Here is a 21,822-nt window from a genome sequence, read left to right as displayed (position 1 = left end):
CGTGAAGCGAACGCGGTGAACTGAAACATCTAAGTAACCGCAGGAAAAGAAATCAACCGAGATTCCCAAAGTAGTGGCGAGCGAAATGGGATCAGCCTGTACTCTTTATTTGCAGTGTTAGCCGAACGCTCTGGAAAGTGCGGCCATAGCGGGTGATAGCCCCGTAGGCGAAAACATTGTGAAAGAACTGGGTGTACGACAAGTAGGGCGGGACACGTGAAATCCTGTCTGAAGATGGGGGGACCATCCTCCAAGGCTAAATACTCGTGATCGACCGATAGTGAACCAGTACCGTGAGGGAAAGGCGAAAAGAACCCCGGGAGGGGAGTGAAACAGATCCTGAAACCGCATGCATACAAACAGTCGGAGCCTCGCAAGGGGTGACGGCGTACCTTTTGTATAATGGGTCAGCGACTTACATTCAGTGGCGAGCTTAACCGATTAGGGCAGGCGTAGCGAAAGCGAGTCCGAACAGGGCGTCCAGTCGCTGGGTGTAGACCCGAAACCAGGTGATCTATCCATGGCCAGGTTGAAGGCACGGTAACACGTGCTGGAGGACCGAACCCACTAACGTTGAAAAGTTAGGGGATGAGCTGTGGATAGGGGTGAAAGGCTAAACAAACCTGGAAATAGCTGGTTCTCTCCGAAAACTATTTAGGTAGTGCCTCGTGTATCACCTTCGGGGGTAGAGCACTGTCATGGTTGTGGGGTCCATTGCGGATTACTTCGCCATAGCAAACTCCGAATACCGAAGAGTGCAATCACGGGAGACAGACATCGGGTGCTAACGTCCGGTGTCAAGAGGGAAACAACCCAGACCGCCAGCTAAGGTCCCCAAATATGGCTAAGTGGGAAACGAAGTGGGAAGGCTAAAACAGTCAGGAGGTTGGCTTAGAAGCAGCCACCCTTTAAAGAAAGCGTAATAGCTCACTGATCGAGTCGTCCTGCGCGGAAGATGTAACGGGGCTAAGCCATATACCGAAGCTGCGGATGCACATTTATGTGCATGGTAGGAGAGCGTTCCGTAAGCCTGCGAAGGTGCACTGGAAAGTGTGCTGGAGGTATCGGAAGTGCGAATGCTGACATGAGTAGCGATAAAGGGGGTGAAAGGCCCCCTCGCCGTAAGCCCAAGGTTTCCTACGCAACGTTCATCGGCGTAGGGTGAGTCGGCCCCTAAGGCGAGGCAGAAATGCGTAGCTGATGGGAAGCAGATTAATATTTCTGCACCATTGTGAAATGCGATGGGGGGACGGATCGCGGAAGGTTGTCCGGGTGTTGGAAGTCCCGGTCGCTGCATTGGAGAGGGTGCCCTGGCAAATCCGGGCACAGGACTCAAGGGTGTGGCGCGAGCTTCTTCGGAAGCGAAGCAACTGGAAGGGGTTCCAGGAAAAGCCTCTAAGCTTCAGTTTCACAGTGACCGTACCGCAAACCGACACAGGTGGGCGAGATGAGTATTCTAAGGCGCTTGAGAGAACTCGGGAGAAGGAACTCGGCAAATTGGTACCGTAACTTCGGGATAAGGTACGCCCCGGTAGCTTGACTGGCCTGCGCCAGAAGGGTGAAGGGGTTGCAATAAACTGGTGGCTGCGACTGTTTAATAAAAACACAGCACTCTGCAAACACGAAAGTGGACGTATAGGGTGTGACGCCTGCCCGGTGCCGGAAGATTAAATGATGGGGTGCAAGCTCCTGATTGAAGTCCCGGTAAACGGCGGCCGTAACTATAACGGTCCTAAGGTAGCGAAATTCCTTGTCGGGTAAGTTCCGACCTGCACGAATGGCGTAACGATGGCCACACTGTCTCCTCCCGAGACTCAGCGAAGTTGAAGTGTTTGTGATGATGCAATCTCCCCGCGGCTAGACGGAAAGACCCCATGAACCTTTACTGTAGCTTTGCATTGGACTTTGAACCGGTCTGTGTAGGATAGGTGGGAGGCTATGAAGCGTGGACGCCAGTCTGCGTGGAGCCGTCCTTGAAATACCACCCTGATCTGTTTGAGGTTCTAACCTTGGTCCGTGATCCGGATCGGGGACAGTGCATGGTAGGCAGTTTGACTGGGGCGGTCTCCTCCCAAAGTGTAACGGAGGAGTACGAAGGTACGCTAGGTACGGTCGGAAATCGTGCTGATAGTGCAATGGCATAAGCGTGCTTGACTGTGAGACTGACAAGTCGAACAGGTGCGAAAGCAGGTCATAGTGATCCGGTGGTTCTGTATGGAAGGGCCATCGCTCAACGGATAAAAGGTACTCTGGGGATAACAGGCTGATACCGCCCAAGAGTTCATATCGACGGCGGTGTTTGGCACCTCGATGTCGGCTCATCTCATCCTGGGGCTGTAGCCGGTCCCAAGGGTATGGCTGTTCGCCATTTAAAGAGGTACGTGAGCTGGGTTTAAAACGTCGTGAGACAGTTTGGTCCCTATCTGCCGTGGGCGCTGGATATTTGAAGGGGGCTGCTCCTAGTACGAGAGGACCGGAGTGGACGAACCTCTGGTGTACCGGTTGTCACGCCAGTGGCATCGCCGGGTAGCTATGTTCGGAAGAGATAACCGCTGAAAGCATCTAAGCGGGAAACTCGCCTTAAGATGAGATATCCCCGGGGCTTTGAGCCCCTTGAAGGGTCGTTCAAGACCAGGACGTTGATAGGTCAGGTGTGCACGTACAGTAATGTACTGAGCTAACTGATACTAATTGCCCGTAAGGCTTGATCCTATAACAGGTGTGTTTCGACATGAGTTAGCGCTTTAGCGCTTGCGACTGTCCGATCCCCGAAAGGGATGCGCTGGAACTCCCGCAGGAGTCACCAGCCCACACGGTTGAGAGATCAGTGTTGCGCCAGAAACAACACAACCCACACACGAATCCTTTACGCTTCTTCCCGATTGGCTGTGGCGCCAGGTTGACCCCAACCTGACAGCGACGCAGCAACCCGTCATGCCTGATGACCATAGCGAGTCGGTCCCACCCCTTCCCATCCCGAACAGGACCGTGAAACGACTCCACGCCGATGATAGTGCGGATTGCCCGTGTGAAAGTAGGTAATCGTCAGGCTCCCCCACAAGCCAGAAACCCCACCCCCAGCGGTGGGGTTTTTGCGTTTACGCGGCCGAAATCGTCAGAGATGAGGTCTCCGTGAAATTCGACCTGCTATTGGGCTCCTGCTTCGCTGTCCGTGCGCAAGCACGCGAGCTCAAACGGGAGTCGCCGTTCCCCGCCGTGGAAACGCGGCTAGCACCTGCCGGATCGCGGTATCGAAAGGTGTGCGTTGGCCGACTCCAAGTGCCTCCAGACGGCTCGATGCCAAATGGCAGTTGTGAGGGCGCGGCGTCGCATCGGTGGGCGTGTGCTGCGGCGTCAATTGCGCGCGGAGTTGCAATGCTTCTGCCAGGCGCATGGCGATCTCATATTTGTTCATGGGCTCGTCGCCCGACCATTGCACGATGCCGGAAATCGTTTCGCCGCGCGCGTGTCGCTCGAGCATCTGTCGGATCACGACCGCGACATCAGGCGTGAACGTAGGATAGCGGATCGCCCAAGCGTCCATCTTTGCAGCTTGGCTGTCCGGCGCTGCCGACGCCACGATCGCCGGCACAAGGCTGGTCACGGCCGACTCCGACCACTTCACAATCGGCCCATACAGAAGCGGCAGACGCAGCACGCATCCGTGCTCGGCCGTTTCGATTAGCGCTCGTTCACCTTCGAGCTTGCTATGTCCATACGCGTTCAGTGGCGCAGGTGTGCTGTCGTGACAATAGGGTGGTTGCTTGCCGTCGAAGACGTAGTCGGTTGAGATCGACAGCGTCCACGCGCCGCGTCGATTCGCCGCTCGGGCGATCGTGCGCACGGCATCAACGTTCAATGCATGAGCATGTACCGGATCGCGCTCGCATACGTCCGGTCGGCGCTCCGCAGCTGCGATCACGACGGCATCCGGCGCCACGTGGTCGATGAAACGCCCGACCGCAAGGCTATCGCGAACGTCCAACTCGACCATTTGCGGAGACGGCCGGCTAAATGCAGTGGAGACGATGTGCCAATCAGCCTGGCCAGCGAGTTCGTCGTTGAGCGCGCGCCCGAGCAGCCCGGAACCACCGATTACGGCAACCTTGAACATGCCCGGCACCCTCAGCGCGGAGACGTGACCGTGTATCCGGCTTCGTCAATCGCGGCCTTCAGCTCCTCGATCGGTTGTGCCGACTCCACGACCACGCGGCCGCTTGCGAGATCCACCTGAACCTGCGCAGCGGCGTCGTGCTCGCGAATCGCGTTCGTGACGGCGGCGACACAGTGCTGGCAGCTCATGCCTTCTACATGGAGTTCGATTGTCATTGCAAAGACCTCGGCGGAATCGGATCGCGAATAGCAGGATTATGCCTGCCGTTTCGTGTTTGGCTAGCTGACCTTCCCACGACGGGAAGGTGTAGGATCGATTCGAGTTCAGTCGCAACTTGGGAACAGTCATGAACATCGGCGAAGCGGCCCGCGCCTCGGGCGTTACGGCAAAGATGATCCGCTACTACGAAAGCGTCGGCCTATTGACCGCGAAGGCGCGCACCAGCGCCGGCTATCGCGTCTATGGCCCGCAGGAAGTACATTCTCTCCGTTTTATCCGCCAGGCGCGCCGGCTCGGATTTCTGGTCGAAGATATCCGGCGACTGCTTGCTCTATGGCACGACCGCTCGCGTGCAAGCGCCGAAGTAAAACGGATCGCGCTCGAACATGTCGCAGAACTCGATCGCCGAATCGCCGAGCTGACGGACATGCGCGACACCCTCGCGCATCTGGCCGATCATTGCAACGGCGATGAGCGGCCAGATTGTCCGATTATTGAGCGACTAGCGGACACCGACCTTGTTTCGGGACAAGGTTGCCACCCGCTTTAGCCGGTGGATCGAGGAGAGAGAGTTGCAACCCAGTCTGCGGATTTGACTTAGCCGCGAATTGCGCACCGAAAGTGTGCGTTGTAAATCGGGGCAATGATGTTCGCGCCGAGCGTACCGATCAATCTCAATAAAATCAGCGCTCTCAGAGCACCCGATCGGTGCGTCATTCCAAATCGGAATGCACGTCATGCGAGCATTTCACTGGTCAGGTTGCACCTTAGGACTATAATGCGGGCTAACCCTTTTAGGGGTAATCCCTGATGTCAAATCACCGGGGATTCGATCTGATCCTTGGAGAACGTCATGTTTGCATTCATTCTTGAGAAGCTGAGCACCTGGTTCGAAACCGCGGAACGTAGCCGTCGTGAGGCATATCTCGCATCGTCGTCGGATATCGTCCAGCTCGAACAGCGCATCCGTTCGCTCGAAACCAAGGGCTATTCGCGCTGAGTTTCCGCTTCGAGTTTGACCCGGCGGCGCCTGCTTTTGCGCAGCCATTGCTGTACCAATGTCGAGCCCCGTCGAAGCGGGGCTTTGTCGCATCTGGACATCGAAAACGCGTGCCTTCGGCGTTTTTCGAGCGATCGTCGCGAGAAGGCTGCTCATGGCGAATATCGACTAGCTTCGTATCGCGGGCCGCGGTAATGTAGGACGTTTTTCGCGCAAGACGGTATTCATAACCAATCGGGCCGCCCATGTCCTCCGTCCGTTCGCTGCAAACTTTCCGATCCGTGATGGCCGCGGCCGCCACGGCGACGCTCGCCACCCTCTGCGCCGCGTCGGACGCATATGCGGTGTCCGATTACGAGCGTCCTCCCGTGATTCTCGATACGCTTGGCGGCATCAATAATGGCCAGAGCGGTACCGTACTGTTGAACTCCCCGCCTGCGCCCGAGCCGATCGTCTCCGCGCCGCCGATCGCGGCACCGGTCGAGCTGCCTGTAGAATCGCCGCCGCCGTTCGTCGTCGCGCCGTATATCCAGTTGCCGGCGGGTGGTGGCGTGCCGCCGCGGCCGATGCCTCGCCCGGTGCCGTTTCCGCAATAGGCAGCGAGGGCGCGACAGATCGTCGGCGACGCTGCTAACGCGTCTCGCTTCTCCCCAATACGCCAGCTTCCTTCGCCCCCGAAAATCCCATTCGGGTTTGGGCGCATGGCGTCCATGAAACCGTCCGACGACAATCGTTGCGCGCCTCGTCGCCGTGAGCTTGGATCCCGGCTGCGCCCCGCGTCACCGCTTCGAACGGAAAACTCAAGGAGACGTCACCATGCCTAATCACTGGATGCAGCGTGCGACGCGCGCCTGCCTGATGCTGCTCGCGCTGGCTACGCTGCCGGGTGCCGGATTCGCGAAGGACGCGCCGGAAATGCCGGCACTGACGATGGCCGTCGGCGGCTTACCCGGCCTCTACTATCTACCGGTCCTCGCCGCGCAGCAGCTCGGCTACTTCAAGGACGAAGGCCTGAACGTCACGCTCGAAGATTTCGCGGGCGGCTCCAAGGCGCTCGAAGCGGTGGTGGGCGGCAGCGCCGAAGTCGGCGCGGGCGCGTTCGAGCACACGCTGTTCATGCAGGCGAAGGGGCAGCACTATCGCGCGTTCGTGTTGATGGGTCGAGCCCCGCAGATCGTGATCGGCGTGGTGAAGTCGAAGGCCGATCAGATCAAGTCGCTCGCGGACTTCAAAGGCGCGAAGGTCGGCGTGAGCGCACCGGGTTCGTCGACGGATCTCGTGCTCACCGTTGCGTTGCGCAAGGCCGGCGTGCAGCGCAGCGACATTTCGGCGATCGGCGTCGGCAGCGGCGCGACGGTGCTGGCCGCGGTGGGCAGTGGGCAGATCGACGCACTATCCAATGTCGATCCAATGATGACCAAGCTCACGCGTAGCGGCGCAATTAAGGTGCTGGTGGATACGCGTACGGTCAAAGGCACGCAGGAGGTATTCGGCGGTACGATGCCTGCGGCAACGCTTTACGCGCCCGAAAGCTTCATCCAGAAAAATCCGAAGACGACGCAGGCGCTGACCAATGCGATCGTGCGCGCCAATCATTGGCTGCAGACCGCGAGCGATGCCGATCTGTTGAAGATGGTGCCGCAAGCCTATCTGTTGGGCGACCCGACGCTTTATCTCGACGCCTTTCACAATGTGCGCGATGCGTATTCGCCGGACGGACTGATGCCCGCGGATGGGCCGGCGACGGCGCTGCGCGCGTTGTCGTCGTTCGACACCCGGCTCGATCCGAAGAAGATCGAACTGAGTGCGACCTATACGAACCAGTTCGCGAGCAAGGCAGCCGCGCAGTTGAAGTGAACCTGAGCGCAGATCGGGTTGCGCGGGCAGGCAACTGCAGACCGCACGCGCAATCCGCTCAAGCGCCGCTCGTCGCGTTCAATTGCCGCGATATTCGATCTTGAACGTCGCAGCCTTGTCCTCGCCGAGCGTCTTGACGAGCCATGGCATCTGATCCTTCAGCATCTTCGCAAGCGTATACGGCGGGTTCAGGATGAACATGCCGCTACCGAACAGCCCATAGCCGTCTTCCGGCGGATTGCTGACGGTCAGGCTGACGTGCAGCCAGTTGTCCTTCTGCAACTGCTTGAGCTGATCGGGGAAGCGCTGCGACTCGGGGCGCTTGACCTGTGGATACCAGACCGCATACGTGCCGGTCGGAAACCGCTTCAGACTTTCCTCGACGCAGCGCAGCGTGCGTCCATAATCGCGCTTGTCTTCATACGACGGGTCGAGCAGGATCAGCGCGCGACGCGGCGCCGGCGGCAACAGCGCGAGAATGCCGTCGAAGCCGTCGCCCGCGTACAGCATCGCGCGGCGACCCGCGTCGCGAAAGTTGTGGCGCAGCACATCGATTTCGGTGCTGTGCAATTCGAATAGCCGCATACGATCCTGCGCGCGCAACTGTCGCCACGCCAGATACGGCGAGCCCGGATAGAAATGCAACTGGCCATCCGCATTGAGCGCGCTGACTTCGTCGACATAGTCGGCGAACAGCGGCGGCAGATCGTTGCGGCCCCACAGTTTTGCGATACCCGTCTCGAACTCGCCGGTTTTCGTCGCGTAGCCTTCCTTCAGCGAGTAGACGCCGGCGCCCGCGTGCGTGTCGATATACCAGTAGGCCTTGTCCTTCTGGCCAAGGTAGCGCAGGAGCTGCAACACGACGGCGTGTTTCAGAACGTCGGCGTGATTGCCGGCATGAAAGGCGTGGCGGTAGCTGAGCATGATGAGAGGACGCTAAGAGAGCGCAGGCTGGCCCGAAGGAGCCGGCGACGCGCGGTCGCGTATTGTACGCGACCGCGCGTGCCCGGTTGGCCACTCAGTGCGTGGCGCTGCGCGCGCGATTACTCGTGCGCCTCGCCGATGATCTCCTCGATCCGCTGTTTGATCTCAGGCGTAATACGCTCGGCCACCTCGGCGGACTGCATGTTTTCGCCGATCTGTTCGACCCGCGAGGCGCCCGTGATCACCGTGCTGACATTCGGATTCGTCAGAATCCACGCGATCGCGAGCTGACCGACCGTGCAGCCGAGCTCGTCGGCGACCGCGCCGAGCTGGCCGACCACGTTGTTGCGCGTCGGGTCGGTGAGCTGCTGACGCAGCCAGTCATAGCCCTGCAACTGCGCGCGACTGTCGGCAGGTACGCCGTCACGGTATTTGCCGGTGAGCAGGCCCGATGCCAGGGGACTCCACGTGGTCAGGCCGAGGCCGATGTCCTCGTAAAGCCGCTTGTATTCGTGCTCGACACGTTTGCGGTGGAACAGGTTGTATTGCGGCTGCTCCATGACAGGCTTGTGCAGATGGTGCCGCTCGGCGATTTCATATGCGGCGCGAATCTCGTCGGCGCTCCATTCCGAGGTGCCCCAGTACAGCGCCTTGCCGCGCGCGATCATGTCGCTCATTGCCCAGACCGTTTCCTCGACCGGCGTGTTCGGGTCGGGACGATGACAGAACACGAGATCGACGTAATCGAGTTGCAGGCGCTTCAACGACCCGTCGATCGCGTTCATCAGGTACTTGCGGTTCAGCGTGTGGTACTGATTAGGCGCTTCGTTGAGTCCCCAGAAAAATTTCGTCGACACCACGTAGCTCACGCGCGGCCACGCGAGCTCTTTCAACGCATGGCCCATGATTTCCTCGGATTTGCCGCCCGCATAGACTTCGGCGTTGTCGAAGAAATTGACGCCCGCGTCGCGCGCCGCGGCAAGCGATTCGCGCGCGGCGCGGTGATCCACCTGGTTGCCGTACGTGACCCATGAGCCGATCGACAACTCGCTCACTTTCAGGCCAGAGCGGCCCAGACGTCGATAATTCATGCATGTCTCCTGGTTTGGTGATGCCACGGGAATGGAGCCCGGATTCAGCCGGAAAGCGTTCAGTTTAAATAGATCCGGTTCGGCGTGCGTTTTAGTGCGTTTTACCTATGTCGTTCACAGGGTTCATGCACAATAGCAAAGTCGGCCGCCGCGCTGCATCCGCCGAACGGTCTATACCGTTTGGCCGACTTCTCGCCGCGCGCGGCTTCGTGGTCTCATTGCTCAACAACTGCATGGAGGTTCTGGATGTCGTCTCTGAACTCGAATCTGAACGGCAAGGTCGCCGTCGTCACTGGCGCCGCGAGTGGTATCGGCAAGCAGATCGCGTTGACTCTGTCGGCCGCGGGTGCGGCGGTCGCGATCGCCGACCTGAACCAGGACGGCGCGAACGCCGTGGCTGAAGAAATCAGAAAGGGCGGCGGTAAGGCAATCGGCGTGGCAATGGACGTGACGAGCGAAGACGCCGTCAACCAGGGTATCGACAAGGTCGCCGAGGAATTCGGCTCGATCGACATTCTCGTTTCCAACGCCGGCATCCAGATCGTCAATCCGATCGAAAACTATTCGTTCTCGGACTGGAAGAAGATGCAGGCCATTCACGTGGACGGCGCGTTCCTGACCACCAAGGCCGCGCTCAAGCATATGTACAAGGACAATCGCGGCGGCGTCGTGATCTACATGGGTTCGGTCCACTCGCATCTCGCCTCGCCGCTGAAGTCGGCGTACGTGACCGCGAAGCACGCTCTGCTGGGTCTGTCGCGCGTGCTCGCCAAGGAGGGCGCTGCGCATAACGTGCGTTCGCACGTCGTGTGTCCGGGCTTCGTGCGCACGCCGCTGGTGGACAAGCAGATTCCCGAGCAGGCGAAGGAATTCGGCATCAGCGAAGAAGAAGTGATCAAGCGCGTGATGCTGGGCGGTACCGTCGACGGTATCTTCACGACGGTCGAAGACGTCGCTCAGACCGTGCTGTTCCTGTCGACCTTCCCGACTGCGGCGCTGACGGGCCAGTCGTTCGTCGTGAGCCACGGCTGGTATATGCACTAAGGGGCGGCCTGTGGCGCAACGCAATCTGAAGCGGGCGCGCGTGGGCGTGTCCGGCGACGGGGAGGGTGCGGGTCCGACGATTGCCGCCCGCTCGCGCCGGCACTCCCGATTGCCCAACTACGAAACCGTCGCGCTGATGCTGCAAGGCGGTGGCGCGCTCGGCGCCTACCAGGCAGGCGTCTTTCAGGGACTTTACGAAGCCGGCGTCGAACCGAACTGGATCGCGGGGATTTCGATCGGCGCGTTGAATACGGCGATCATTGCAGGTAATCCGCCGGAACGACGCGTCGAGCGTCTGCTGCAATTCTGGGAGACGATCTGCCAGCCGGCGTTCGGGCCGCCGTTGCCGGCTCCGGTCGAACACGTGCTGTTCAATTCGAGCGAAGCGGTGCGCAAGGCATTTACTGCAGCGCAGGCAATGAGCGCGATCGTCGAAGGTCAAAAGGGCTTTTTCGTGCCGCGTTTCCCGCCGCCGTTGCCCACGGTGTCCGGTCCGCCGCAATTGGCGAGCTACTACGACACCACGCCGCTGAAGGCCACGCTCGAGTCACTGTGCGATTTCGACCGGATCAATTCCGGGGAAATACGCGTGTCGGTGGGCGCGGTGAATTGCGGCACGGGCAACTTCGCGTACTTCGACAATACACACACCACGCTCAGGCCCGAGCATTTCATAGCGTCGGGCGCGTTGCCGCCGGGCTTCGCAGCCGTCGAGATAGCCGGTCAGTTCTACTGGGACGGCGGCCTGATGTCGAATACGCCGCTCTACGAGGTGCTCCAGACCACGCCGCGTCGCGATACGCTCGCGTTTCAGGTCGATTTATGGAGCGCGATCGGGCCGGTGCCGGACAACATCACCGACGTGCAGGGGCGCATGAAAGACATCCAGTATTCGAGCCGTACGCGTCTCGTGACCGACATGCTGCAGCGTTCGCAGCGTTTCCGTCACGTACTGCGCGAGGTGCTGGACCGTGTGCCTGAAGAGCAACGCGACGATCCGTGGTGCAAGCTGGCCGAAGATCTGTCGTGCTCGAAGCGCTACAACGTGATTCACCTGATCTACCGGCACAAGGAATACGAAGGACACTACAAGGACTTTCAATTCGGTCTGTCGACGATGCGCGAGCATTGGCGAAGCGGTCTCGAAGACATTGTCCGTTCGCTCGAACAGCCCAACTGGCTCGAGATGCCGGAGAACGATGCCGGTTTCGTCACGCACGACATTCATCGGGACTCGCGCTGATTCCTCGCAAAGCAACCCGACGCTGCGCCGGCAAGGCCGAACGAACAGTCAGGCAGGCATAAAAAACGGCGCCCTTTTCTGAAAAAGGGCGCCGTTTCTACAGACAGTTGCAGCGGCAAACCTGCTGCAATAGCGCGGCAAACCTCCGCGCCGTGAATTGCCCTACTTCAGCACGTGAGCAATCGCGTTGGCGACGACGTCGAGGTTGCGCGTATTGAGCGCAGCCACGCAGATACGGCCGGTGCTGACCGCATAGATGCCGAACTCTTCGCGCAGACGATCCACTTGCGGAGCCGTCAGACCCGAGTACGAGAACATCCCGCGCTGTGCGTTCACGAAGCTGAAGTCGCGATCGACGCCGCTTGCCTTCAGGCGCTCGACGAGACCATTACGCATTGCGCGGATACGGTCGCGCATTTCGCCCAGTTCGCTTTCCCACGTCGCGCGCAGTTCCGGCGACGCGAGCACGGCTGCGACCACCGAGCCGCCGTGCGTCGGCGGGTTCGAGTAGTTGGTGCGGATCACGCGCTTCAGTTGCGACAGCACGCGCGCCGCTTCTTCCTTGCTCGAGGTGATGATCGACAGCGCGCCGACACGCTCGCCGTACAGCGAGAACGACTTCGAGAACGACGACGACACGAACACGTTCAGTTCCTGCGCCGCGAACAGACGCACGGCTGCCGCGTCCGCTTCGATGTTGTCACCGAAGCCCTGGTAGGCGATATCGAGGAACGGCACCAGATTGCGCGCCTTCACGACCTCGACGACCTGCTTCCACTGTTCGACGCTCAGGTCGACGCCGGTCGGGTTGTGGCAGCACGCGTGCAGCACGACGATCGTGCCCGCTGCATAGCTGTTCAGCGCGCTCAGCATGCCGTCGAAGTTCACGCCATGCGTCTGCGCGTCATAGTACGGATACGATTCGACGACGAAACCGGCGCCTTCGAACAGCGCGCGATGGTTTTCCCAACTCGGGTCGCTGATCGCGACCTTGCTGTTGGGGTTCACGCGCTTCAGGAAGTCCGCGCCGATCTTCAGCGCGCCCGTGCCGCCCAGCGCCTGCGCCGTGACGACGCGGCCGGCCGCGATCAGCGGCGAGTCGTTGCCGAGCAGCAGCTTTTGGACGGCGGCATCGTAAGCGGCGATACCTTCGATCGGCAGATAGCCGCGCGGCAGCGCGGCATCGACGCGGGCCTTTTCCGCCTCGCGCACGGCGCGCAGCAGCGGAATCTTGCCTTCTTCATTGAAGTACACACCAACGCCGAGGTTGACCTTGGTGGCGCGCGTGTCGGCGTTGAAAGCTTCGTTCAGGCCCAGAATCGGGTCGCGGGGAGCTAGTTCGACGGCGGAGAACAGAGACATGATGGGTGGGCAGCAGTAGTGAAAAGAGGGCGGCTTCGCGCGCGGGCGGCCTCGTCTGGCGCGTCGGCGGCGTTTCGGGTGTGCGGCGTGAGATCGACGAAACGCGGAAATCGGGGACGGCCTATGGACAGCGGCGAGCGAGCGCAACTTCGCATTGTAACGAATCCGGGCGCTTTTTTCGGACGACCGGATGGCCAAACGTCAATTATTTGCTTGAAAAACAGGCATTGGGGGCCATGTGGCAATAAGCAGTTCGAGCGAACGGGGCGATTCCGACCGCGCGACCCGGCCAAGGTGCGCTGTCCTTCGCCGCGCAGAAGTCCGCAAAGGGCCATAACACGCCGCCGCCCGCACGCCCACCGCCTCCCCTACGTAACCCCGCTCGATCTTCGCTTTCCGCAACCCGTTAGAATGATTCTTTGCCCAAGGCCCGGTGCCGCCCCTCATGTCCGAACACCATCTGACTGAAGCCGACGATACGCTCGACGAATCCAAATTCATCACGTTCGACGGTTCGCCGTTCAAGCTCTACCAGCCGTATCCGCCCGCCGGCGACCAGCCCACGGCCATCGAGACGCTCGTCGAAGGCGTCGGCGATGGTCTCGCGTTCCAGACGCTGCTCGGCGTGACCGGCTCCGGCAAGACCTTCACGATGGCCAACACGATCGCGCGGCTCGGCCGGCCGGCAATCGTGTTCGCGCCGAACAAGACGCTCGCCGCGCAGCTGTACTCGGAATTCCGCGAGTTCTTTCCGCGCAACGCGGTCGAGTACTTCGTCTCGTACTACGACTACTACCAGCCGGAAGCGTATGTGCCGCAGCGCGATCTGTTCATCGAGAAAGACTCGTCGATCAACGAGCATATCGAGCAGATGCGTCTGTCGGCGACCAAGAGCCTGATGGAGCGGCGCGACGTGGTGATCGTCGCGACGGTCTCGGCGATTTACGGTATCGGCAATCCGTCCGAATACCACCAGATGATCCTCACGCTGCGCACCGGCGACCGGCTCGGCCAGCGCGATGTCATCGCGCGGCTGATCGCGATGCAGTACAGCCGCAACGAAGCCGACTTCCAGCGCGGCTCGTTCCGCGTGCGCGGCGACACGATTGATATCTTCCCGGCCGAGCACGCCGAGATGGCGGTGCGCGTCGAGCTGTTCGACGACGAAGTTGAAACGCTGCAGCTGTTCGATCCGCTCACCGGTCGCGTGCGGCAGAAGATTCCGCGCTTTACCGTGTATCCGTCGTCGCACTACGTGACACCGCGCGACACCGTGCTGCGCGCGGTCGAAACGATCAAGGCCGAACTGCGTGAGCGGCTCGAGTTCTTCTATAGCGAAGGCAAGCTCGTCGAGGCGCAGCGGCTCGAGCAGCGCACCCGCTTCGACCTCGAAATGCTGCAGGAGCTCGGATTCTGCAAGGGCATCGAGAACTATTCGCGGCACTTCTCGGGTGCGGCGCCGGGCGAGCCGCCGCCGACGCTCGTCGATTACCTGCCGCCCGACGCGATCATGATGCTCGACGAATCGCACGTGCTGATCGGCCAGCTGAACGGCATGTACAACGGCGACCGCGCGCGCAAGGAAAACCTCGTCGACTACGGCTTCCGGCTGCCGTCGGCGCTCGACAACCGGCCGCTGAAGTTCAACGAGTTCGAGCGCAAGATGCGCCAGGTCGTGTTCGTGTCGGCGACGCCCGCCGATTACGAGAAGAAGACGTCGGGGCAGGTCGCCGAACAGCTGGTGCGCCCGACCGGCCTCGTCGACCCCGAAATCGAGGTGCGGCCGGCACGCAGTCAGGTCGACGATGTGCTCGGCGAGATCAACGAGCGCATCAAGGCCGGCGACCGCGTGCTGGTCACGACGCTGACCAAGCGGATGGCCGAGCAACTCACCGAGTTTCTGGCCGACCATGGCATCAAGGTGCGCTACCTGCACAGCGACATCGACACGGTCGAGCGCGTCGAGATCATCCGCGATCTGCGTCTCGGCGCGTTCGACGTGCTGGTCGGCATCAACCTGCTGCGCGAGGGGCTCGATATTCCCGAGGTGTCGCTGGTCGCGATTCTCGACGCGGACAAGGAAGGCTTCCTGCGCGCGGAGCGTTCGCTGATCCAGACCATCGGCCGGGCGGCGCGTAACGTGAACGGCAAGGCGATCCTGTACGCGGACAACATTACCGACTCGATGCGCCGCGCGATCGATGAAACCGAGCGGCGGCGGGCCAAGCAGATCGCGTTCAATGCCGCGCACGGCATTACGCCGCGTGGGGTCGTGAAACGGATTCGCGACATCATCGACGGCGTGTACAACGTCGACGAAGCACGCGCCGAGTTGAAGGAGCAGCAGACCCGCGCGAAGTTCGAGGATATGTCCGAGAAGCAACTCGCGAAGGAAATCAAGCGCCTCGAAAAGCAGATGATGGAGCACGCGAAGAATCTCGAATTCGAGAAAGCTGCCCAGACCCGCGACCAATTGGCGCTGCTGCGTCAGCGCGTGTTCGGCGCGAACGTCGGCGATCACGTGTCCGGCGTCGACTAATTCACGTTTGCCTCCGCCGCTTTTGTCCACCGTGAAAGGGCGCGGCCGCTCGCCACGCCCTTTCTCATTGGCCAGTACTTAAGCTCCCGTTGGAGCCGTCCCAAGCGGTCACTTTGGCCGTGCCGAATTCCGTCCCACCTTCAGTGACACACAAAGATTTCCTTAAGCGAACCTTAAAACCATGCTGGCATGAGGCCGAGCGCACTAAGAGGTTTGTTCTCGTCAGCGATCGATGATAAACTCAACCAATATTGAGAATGGTTCGCATTTAAATTTACATCTGACTTGCGGCCGCTGTGTTTCAACGAAATCGATTCCAGTCTGATAAAAACGGAGCATCAATGCGGATTTCTTCCTTTGTGCGGGGTGGCGCGGCAGCGGTAGCCGCAGTCGCGGCGCTGTCGGCCTCGGCCGCCGAATATCCGATCGGCAAGCAGCAGATTCAGGGTGGCATGGAAATCGGCGTGGTCTATCTGCAGCCGATCACGATGGAGCCCGAAGGCATGATGCGCAAAGCGTCGGATTCGGACATCCATCTCGAGTCCGACATCCACGCGGTCAAAAACAATCCGACCGGATTCGCCGAAGGCGACTGGATGCCTTATCTGCAGGTGCGCTACGAACTGACGAAGGCCGGCTCGAACCAGCCGTTGAAGGGCGACCTGATGGCGATGGTCGCGAACGACGGTCCGCACTACGGCGACAACGTCAAGCTGCAAGGCCCGGGCAAGTATCACCTGAAGCTGATCGTCGAAGCGCCGATGCAGACGGGCCACATGGCGTTCGGCCGCCACGTCGACAAGGAAACCGGCGTGGGTCCGTGGTTCAAGCCCATCACGCTCGAATACGACTTCACGTTCGCTGGCATCGGCAAGAAGGGCGGTTATTGATCGGCGCGCGGCGCCAACGCGGTCGCTCAACGTATCAGTCAATGCAGCAGACGGCGCGCGGACAGTCGGTGTGATACCCGGCGTCGGGGCGTCGCGTTTTCCGGAAAGGGCAATGGGAATCAACCGAAAGATCACGATGCTTGCCGCCACGTTTTGCCTGGCGGCCACGGCTCACGCAGCCGACCTGCCGACCTTCAAGCTCGAAATGAACGACGGCAAGCTGAACCCGGCCCGTATCGAAGTGCCCGCGGGGCAGCGTATCAAGATCGAAGTGCGTAACACCGGCAAGGGCGCAGCCGAATTCGAAAGCGTGCAGTTGCGCAAAGAGAAGGTGCTGGCGCCGGGCGCCGATTCGTTCGTCGTGATCGCTCCGCTGGCGCCGGGCGAATACAAGTTTTTCGACGACTTTCACCAGCAGGCGCAGGGCGTGATCGTCGCGAAGTAAGCAGTGGTCTCGACCGGCGGCGAGCGCCGCGGCAAGCGGCCGCTGTCGTTCGCGCGAGACAACGGAAGCGGGCAGTAGAAGTATCGAAGGGAGAGCTTGAATGGGTCAGATTCTGTTCATCGTGTGGCGGGAAAGTGTCGAGGCGCTGCTGGTCGTCGGCATCCTGTACGCGTGGTTGAAAAATGGCGACGACGACGCGCGCCGCGGCCTGCCGTACCTGTGGGGCGGCCTGGCGGCCGGCGTAATCGCGGCGGTCGCGCTCGGCGCGGCGCTGGTCGGCTTCACCGAGGTGCTCTCCGGTGACGCGCAGGATTACTTCCAGACCGCGATGGTGCTCATCGCCTGCGTGCTGATCGTGCAGATGGTGCTGTGGATGAAGCAGCACGGCCGCACGCTGAAGCGCGACATGGAACAGTCGCTGCAAAAGAGCAAGCGCGATTCGAACTGGTGGGGTGTCGCGGTGCTGGTCGCACTGGCGATCGCGCGTGAGGGCAGCGAAACCGTGATCTTCCTGTACGGCCTCGGCTTCGGCCAGTCTGGTCATGTCGACGGCAGCCAGATGCTCGCCGTTGCGATCGGGCTTGCGCTCGCGTTCCTGACCTTCTACGTGTTGCAGCTCGGCGGCAAGATCATCTCGTGGCGGCTCTTTTTCCGCGTCACCGAAATCATGCTGCTGTTCCTCGGCGCGGGGCTGTTCCAGACCGGCATCGACAAACTGATCGACAAGGAAATCCTGCCCACGCTCGTCGACCAGCTGTGGAATTCTTCGGCGATCCTCGATGATTCGAGCACCTTCGGTTCGCTCGTCGCGACGCTGACCGGTTACCGTGCGCATCCGGCACTGATGAATCTGCTTGCCTATGCCGTGTACTGGGCGGTCGTTTATCTGCTGGTGCGCCGCGCCACTCGCAAGCCCGCGCAGCAAACAGCAGGGCGCGCGGCATGAGCGCCGTGATGGCTTCGCGGTCGGGCCGCCTCGCGGCGGTCGGCCAGTGGATGCAGCGCCATGGGGCGGTGATTCGTGGCATCCAATGGATCGTGGTCGCGGTATACGCGTTCCTGATCATCGTGCCCGCGCTGATGCCGCTGCCGGACGATACCGCGCACCTTTGGAGCAACCTGACGCTCGCCGCGCAGTTCGTGTTCTGGGGCATCTGGTGGCCGTTCGTGCTGCTGTCGATGGTGATGCTCGGCCGCGTCTGGTGCGGCGTGCTGTGCCCAGAGGGCGCACTTGCCGAATTCGCGAGCAAGTTCGGCCGCGGCCGCGCGATTCCGCACTGGATGCGCTGGGGCGGATGGCCCTTCGTTGCGTTCGGCATCACGACGATCTACGGTCAGATGGTGAGCGTCTACCAGTATCCGAAAGCGGTATTGCTGGTGCTCGGCGGCTCGACTTTCGCAGCCATCGTGATCGGTCTGCTGTACGGACGCGAGAAGCGCGTCTGGTGCAAATACCTGTGCCCCGTCAACGGGGTTTTTTCGCTTCTGGCGCGCCTCGCGCCATTTCACTACAAGGTCGACGAAGACGCGTGGCGCCGTTCATACACGAACGGCGAGCATGGGCACCGGGTGATTCCGATCAACTGCGCGCCGCTCGTGCCGTTGCGCAACATGAAGGGCGCGGCCGACTGCCATATGTGCGGCCGCTGCAGCGGACACCGTGATGCGATCGCGCTGACTTGGCGCAAGCCGTCGACGGAAGTCGTGCAGTTGGGCGACAAAAAGGCGAATCCATGGGACACCGCGTTGATCCTCTACGGCCTGCTCGGCATCGCGATCGGTGCGTTCCACTGGACCGCGTCGCGCTGGTTCATCGACCTGAAGATGTTCGCGGCGACCTGGCTCGTCGACCACGACATCACGTGGCCGCTTGAAACCAACGCCCCGTGGTTCCTGTTCACGCATTACCCCGATCAGAACGACGTGTTCTCGTGGCTCGATGGCTCGCTGCTGATCGGCTACATCCTCGCGACGGCGCTCGTCTATGGCACCGCGCTGCTGCTGTTGCTGGCGGGCGCCACGCGCATGCTCGGGCGCTTCAACACAACGCGGCTGCATCACTTGACGCAGGGGCTGATTCCGATCGCGGGCGCGGGCGTGTTCCTCGGTTTGTCGGCGACGACGCTGTCATTGCTGCGCGCCGAGCACGTGTCGCTGTGGTGGGCATCGGATCTGCGCATCGCGATTCTGGTGATTGCCAGCGCGTGGAGCGCATGGCTCGCGTGGCTCGTCACGCGTCGCTATAGCGAGCGCTTCGTGCAGCGGGCGCTGGCGATGCTGTGGTTCGTCGCGGCGCTGGCGGTCGTCAATAGCGCGTGGTGGCTGATGTTCTGGGGCTGGGCGTCGAAGTAAGTATCTGGCCTGCGTTCGGTGCGAACGCAGGCGCACGCGCAAAGAAAAAGCCGTGGGATGGCAACATCCCACGGCTTTTTCATTTTCATCTCCAGCGATGTGCGCCAGTGCGCGCATCCGCTTTCGAGTGAGAGCCAAAAAAAGGCCTGGCTGGCTGCGACGGCTGGCTTGGTGTCTGCACGAAGGGGTCTAGTTCTCGCGTGCAAGCCGTCGTGGCTGGCTAATGCCTAACACCTCTCGCGGAGGTGGTCCCCACAATACCCAGTACTTACTTCGTTCGCGTTGCGTTGCTACTTCGTCAGGATCAGCTTACCGAGGCGCGTCGCACGTAACCGGTACGTCTCGCCGTTGTGCACGATGCTGATGTGACTATGGCCTTGCAGCAGCGCGTCGCTGCGCACGACCCGTTCCGCCGTCTCGCCCTGGCCGGTGGTGCGTTCCGCGGTGGGCTTCGCCGCGGGCGCGGTCGTCGTCGACGGCTTCGGGCGACTGGTCAGCGCGGCCGCTGAGCGGCGCAGGCTGAGCGTGGTGGAGCGAGTCATATCGGTCATTCGTTTCAGCTTGTTCGTTGATTCGATGGGAGGATTTTAAATGATAACTATTCCTATTTACAAGCTCGTGAAATTGATCGGATTGAACTTTTGATAGCTGAATGAAATGTGCGCCTAAACGACGACCGTGGGGGGCCATCGTGGACATGGCCCCGCGACGGCGCGGGCAGGACGCCCGCGCGGTTTCTCAGTGCAACGGTCCCGGTTCCTGTTTGGTCGCGACGAACTGGCGGATCAGCCGCACCGTATCGATATCGTTCTCGCGATACGCGGACTTGACGATCTCCTGTGTCCGCACGGCGTCCTGATCGGTGGTCGAGACGGGCAGCGTGGTCGCGTACTCGAAGCGCAGGAACAGCTGTAGTTCGTCGGGTTGCTCGATCGTCATCGTCAGTGAGCCGCCGACGTGCTCGGCGGTCGGCAGGATGTCGTAGCGCACGCTGTCGCTTTCCCGCAGCGTGACGCGATCGCGCACGGTGGCCTGGCCGTAGTGCAACTCACGCTCGAGCACATTGCCGTCGCGCGACAGGATCGTGCAGCTGTCGAGACCCATCACGAACAGTTGCGGCTGCTCGGCGCGCAACACGAGACCTTCCCACAACTGCTCGCGGGTCATCGATTCGACGAGGGGATTCAACGGATCGTTGATCTGAATGAGGTGTTCGAAATTCAAGTCGACTGCGTCCTATGAAAATATTGCAATGCCCGTGGCCCGAACGGGCGACGTCCGACCGTCCTATGCATCGTCTGGTGCGCCTGTTAAGCGACGGCGAGCGCGGAGCGGATCGAGATCGTGTGCGTGAGGATCTTGTGCACCGGGCATGCATTGGCAATTTGCAAAAGCCGTTCCCGCTGCTCGTCGGACAGGTCGCCATCGAGCATGATCTGACGGTCGATCGTCGAACCCGCGTCGCCGGTTTCCATCGACAGTTTGACCCGTACGCCCGCGAGCGGCCAGCCTTTGCGCTGCGCATACATCTTCAGCGTGATCGACGTGCACGCGCCGAGGCTCGACAGCAGCAGCGAGACCGGCGTCGGGCCGCGGTCGCCGCCGCCTACCGATTCGGGCTCGTCGGCAATCCATGTGTGCTTGCCGTCGTCGAACACGACCTGAAAATTCGTCGAACCGATGTGGGCGGTGACGGTGGGCTCTGCCATGCGCGCTCCTGTGATAGGAATCATATTGGGTCGCGCGCCGCGGACTGTTGCAATCAACGCGGCCCGCGCGACATGAGCCGATATTGTGACCGAATTTACCGGTGTTCGCGCCCCGAGAGGGACGATCTGGCGGCGCGCGTTAGCCTGTCAATGCGTGATCGCGCCCATCCGCCCGGCCTGATAGTCGACCACCGCCTGACGGATCTCGTCCTCGGTATTCATCACGAACGGGCCATAGCGCACGACCGGCTCCTTCAGCGGCACGCCGCCGAGCAGCAGCACTTCGAGCGGTTCGTCGCCGGCCGTGATCGTCACCGCGTCGCCGTCGTTGGCGAACACGACCATCGTGCGCGCGTCGATGCCGGCGCGCGCCTCGCCTTCGCCATACACGCCCTTGCCGGACAGCCCATACGCGAACACGCGATAGTCGGCCGGCACCGGCTGACGGATCGTCGCGCCGGGCTGCAGCGAGAAATGCTGATACAGGATCGGCGTACGCGTTTCGATCGCGGCCTTGACGCCGAGCGCTTCGCCCGCGATGACCTTGACGCGCACCTGGCCGTCTTCCGACGTCGCGACAGGGATACGTGCCGACGGGATCTCCTGGTAGCGCGGCGCGATCATCTTGTCGCGACGCGGTAGGTTCACCCACAACTGCAAGCCGTGCACGCGGCCGCCGGTGCGCGTGAATTCCGGGTCGGGCATTTCGCTATGCACGACGCCCGCGCCCGCTGTCATCCACTGGACGTCGCCGGCGTGCAGCGTGCCCGAATGGCTCGCCGAGTCCTTGTGGCCGAACTGGCCCTCGAGCACATAGGTGACCGTCTCGAAGCCGCGATGCGGATGATCGGGCGCGCCGATGGCCTCGCCCGGCGCATAGTCGACCGGCCCCATTTCGTCGAGCAGCAGGAACGGATCGAAGTCCATCAGGAGACGCGTCGGAAACGGCCGATGAACGACGAATCCGCCGCCTTCCACCGTGCGAACCGACGGAAACGTGCGTTCGATCGTGCGTGACGTAGTCATCAATATC

Annotated in this window: 20 protein-coding genes and 2 rRNA genes; 13 read left to right on the top strand and 9 right to left on the bottom strand. The window is 61.3% G+C overall.

Going from position 1 to position 21,822, the window contains the following annotated elements:
• Both VSR82_RS16450 and rrf read left to right on the top strand, forming a co-directional pair.
• Window positions 1-2,712: ribosomal RNA gene (locus VSR82_RS16450) — 23S ribosomal RNA — on the top strand; the annotation flags it as partial.
• A gap of 225 nt (window positions 2,713-2,937) precedes the next feature.
• Window positions 2,938-3,051: ribosomal RNA gene (gene rrf / locus VSR82_RS16445) — 5S ribosomal RNA — on the top strand.
• Window positions 3,052-3,190: 139 nt separating this feature from the next.
• Here the strand turns inward: rrf and VSR82_RS16440 are convergent.
• Together VSR82_RS16440 and VSR82_RS16435 are read right to left on the bottom strand one after the other, a co-directional pair.
• A complete protein-coding gene (locus tag VSR82_RS16440) occupies window positions 3,191-4,114 on the bottom strand; it encodes a dTDP-4-dehydrorhamnose reductase family protein (RefSeq protein WP_410851667.1) in 924 nt (307 codons plus the stop codon).
• A gap of 11 nt (window positions 4,115-4,125) precedes the next feature.
• Window positions 4,126-4,329 (bottom strand): heavy-metal-associated domain-containing protein, encoded by a 204-nt coding sequence (locus VSR82_RS16435; protein WP_429460356.1) that lies wholly within the window; start codon window positions 4,327-4,329, stop codon window positions 4,126-4,128.
• A gap of 131 nt (window positions 4,330-4,460) precedes the next feature.
• Here VSR82_RS16435 and cueR point away from each other — a divergent pair, with 131 nt between their 5' ends.
• From cueR to VSR82_RS16415, 4 genes are all read left to right on the top strand, one after another.
• The gene (gene cueR / locus VSR82_RS16430; protein WP_368586686.1) at window positions 4,461-4,883 is read left to right on the top strand and encodes a Cu(I)-responsive transcriptional regulator; all 423 of its coding nucleotides are present in this window, start codon (window positions 4,461-4,463) and stop codon (window positions 4,881-4,883) included.
• A gap of 303 nt (window positions 4,884-5,186) precedes the next feature.
• The gene (locus VSR82_RS16425) at window positions 5,187-5,333 is read left to right on the top strand and encodes a DUF3563 family protein (protein WP_429460354.1); all 147 of its coding nucleotides are present in this window, start codon (window positions 5,187-5,189) and stop codon (window positions 5,331-5,333) included.
• Between the two features lie 245 nt (window positions 5,334-5,578).
• Window positions 5,579-5,929, top strand: a complete 351-nt coding sequence (locus tag VSR82_RS16420) for a hypothetical protein (protein ID WP_429460352.1) — start codon at window positions 5,579-5,581, stop codon at window positions 5,927-5,929.
• Window positions 5,930-6,149: 220 nt separating this feature from the next.
• The gene (locus tag VSR82_RS16415; protein WP_429460350.1) at window positions 6,150-7,190 is read left to right on the top strand and encodes an ABC transporter substrate-binding protein; all 1,041 of its coding nucleotides are present in this window, start codon (window positions 6,150-6,152) and stop codon (window positions 7,188-7,190) included.
• Window positions 7,191-7,268: 78 nt separating this feature from the next.
• On the opposite strand, the gene VSR82_RS16410 is transcribed toward VSR82_RS16415, so the two are convergent.
• Both VSR82_RS16410 and VSR82_RS16405 read right to left on the bottom strand, forming a co-directional pair.
• The gene (locus tag VSR82_RS16410) at window positions 7,269-8,114 is read right to left on the bottom strand and encodes a 23S rRNA (adenine(2030)-N(6))-methyltransferase RlmJ (RefSeq protein ID WP_368586689.1); all 846 of its coding nucleotides are present in this window, start codon (window positions 8,112-8,114) and stop codon (window positions 7,269-7,271) included.
• A gap of 119 nt (window positions 8,115-8,233) precedes the next feature.
• On the bottom strand, window positions 8,234-9,205 hold the full coding sequence (locus VSR82_RS16405; RefSeq protein WP_429460347.1) for a potassium channel beta subunit family protein: 972 nt from the start codon (window positions 9,203-9,205) through the stop codon (window positions 8,234-8,236).
• A 246-nt stretch (window positions 9,206-9,451) separates the two neighbouring features.
• On the opposite strand from VSR82_RS16405, the gene VSR82_RS16400 reads away from it, so the two are divergent.
• Window positions 9,452-10,249, top strand: coding sequence for a 3-hydroxybutyrate dehydrogenase (locus tag VSR82_RS16400; protein ID WP_429460345.1), 798 nt, complete (start codon window positions 9,452-9,454; stop codon window positions 10,247-10,249).
• A gap of 10 nt (window positions 10,250-10,259) precedes the next feature.
• On the top strand, window positions 10,260-11,492 hold the full coding sequence (locus VSR82_RS16395; protein WP_498857913.1) for a DUF3734 domain-containing protein: 1,233 nt from the start codon (window positions 10,260-10,262) through the stop codon (window positions 11,490-11,492).
• A gap of 162 nt (window positions 11,493-11,654) precedes the next feature.
• On the opposite strand, the gene VSR82_RS16390 is transcribed toward VSR82_RS16395, so the two are convergent.
• Window positions 11,655-12,854 (bottom strand): amino acid aminotransferase, encoded by a 1,200-nt coding sequence (locus tag VSR82_RS16390; protein WP_368586692.1) that lies wholly within the window; start codon window positions 12,852-12,854, stop codon window positions 11,655-11,657.
• 445 nt (window positions 12,855-13,299) lie between these two features.
• Between VSR82_RS16390 and uvrB the strand changes: the two genes are divergently transcribed.
• The 5 genes from uvrB (at window position 13,300) to VSR82_RS16365 (ending at window position 19,080) form a co-directional block, all read left to right on the top strand.
• Complete coding sequence (gene uvrB / locus VSR82_RS16385) at window positions 13,300-15,393, top strand: excinuclease ABC subunit UvrB (RefSeq protein WP_368586693.1); 2,094 nt, start codon at window positions 13,300-13,302, stop codon at window positions 15,391-15,393.
• Between the two features lie 341 nt (window positions 15,394-15,734).
• Window positions 15,735-16,283, top strand: coding sequence for an iron transporter (locus VSR82_RS16380; protein WP_410851660.1), 549 nt, complete (start codon window positions 15,735-15,737; stop codon window positions 16,281-16,283).
• Window positions 16,284-16,395: 112 nt separating this feature from the next.
• On the top strand, window positions 16,396-16,728 hold the full coding sequence (locus VSR82_RS16375; RefSeq protein ID WP_429460340.1) for a cupredoxin domain-containing protein: 333 nt from the start codon (window positions 16,396-16,398) through the stop codon (window positions 16,726-16,728).
• Between the two features lie 100 nt (window positions 16,729-16,828).
• A complete protein-coding gene (locus VSR82_RS16370) occupies window positions 16,829-17,674 on the top strand; it encodes an FTR1 family iron permease (protein ID WP_368586695.1) in 846 nt (281 codons plus the stop codon).
• The gene (locus VSR82_RS16365; protein WP_429460338.1) at window positions 17,671-19,080 is read left to right on the top strand and encodes a 4Fe-4S binding protein; all 1,410 of its coding nucleotides are present in this window, start codon (window positions 17,671-17,673) and stop codon (window positions 19,078-19,080) included. Before VSR82_RS16370 ends, VSR82_RS16365 begins: the two co-directional genes overlap by 4 nt.
• A gap of 290 nt (window positions 19,081-19,370) precedes the next feature.
• Here VSR82_RS16365 and hemP read toward each other — a convergent pair whose 3' ends face one another.
• The 4 genes from hemP to VSR82_RS16345 form a co-directional block, all read right to left on the bottom strand.
• Window positions 19,371-19,631 (bottom strand): hemin uptake protein HemP, encoded by a 261-nt coding sequence (hemP, locus tag VSR82_RS16360; protein WP_368586697.1) that lies wholly within the window; start codon window positions 19,629-19,631, stop codon window positions 19,371-19,373.
• Window positions 19,632-19,818: 187 nt separating this feature from the next.
• Complete coding sequence (locus tag VSR82_RS16355; protein WP_368586698.1) at window positions 19,819-20,304, bottom strand: SRPBCC family protein; 486 nt, start codon at window positions 20,302-20,304, stop codon at window positions 19,819-19,821.
• Between the two features lie 86 nt (window positions 20,305-20,390).
• A complete protein-coding gene (locus VSR82_RS16350; RefSeq protein WP_429460335.1) occupies window positions 20,391-20,789 on the bottom strand; it encodes an OsmC family protein in 399 nt (132 codons plus the stop codon).
• A gap of 147 nt (window positions 20,790-20,936) precedes the next feature.
• The gene (locus tag VSR82_RS16345; RefSeq protein ID WP_498857912.1) at window positions 20,937-21,815 is read right to left on the bottom strand and encodes a pirin family protein; all 879 of its coding nucleotides are present in this window, start codon (window positions 21,813-21,815) and stop codon (window positions 20,937-20,939) included.
• Window positions 21,816-21,822: the final 7 nt, after the last annotated feature.

The organism is Burkholderia sp. JPY481, from assembly GCF_038900515.1.
In the GTDB taxonomy this organism is placed as follows: domain Bacteria; phylum Pseudomonadota; class Gammaproteobacteria; order Burkholderiales; family Burkholderiaceae; genus Paraburkholderia; species Paraburkholderia youngii.
The sequence above is the reverse complement of the archived record's forward strand: the minus strand, read 5'-3'. Positions and strand labels throughout refer to the sequence as shown.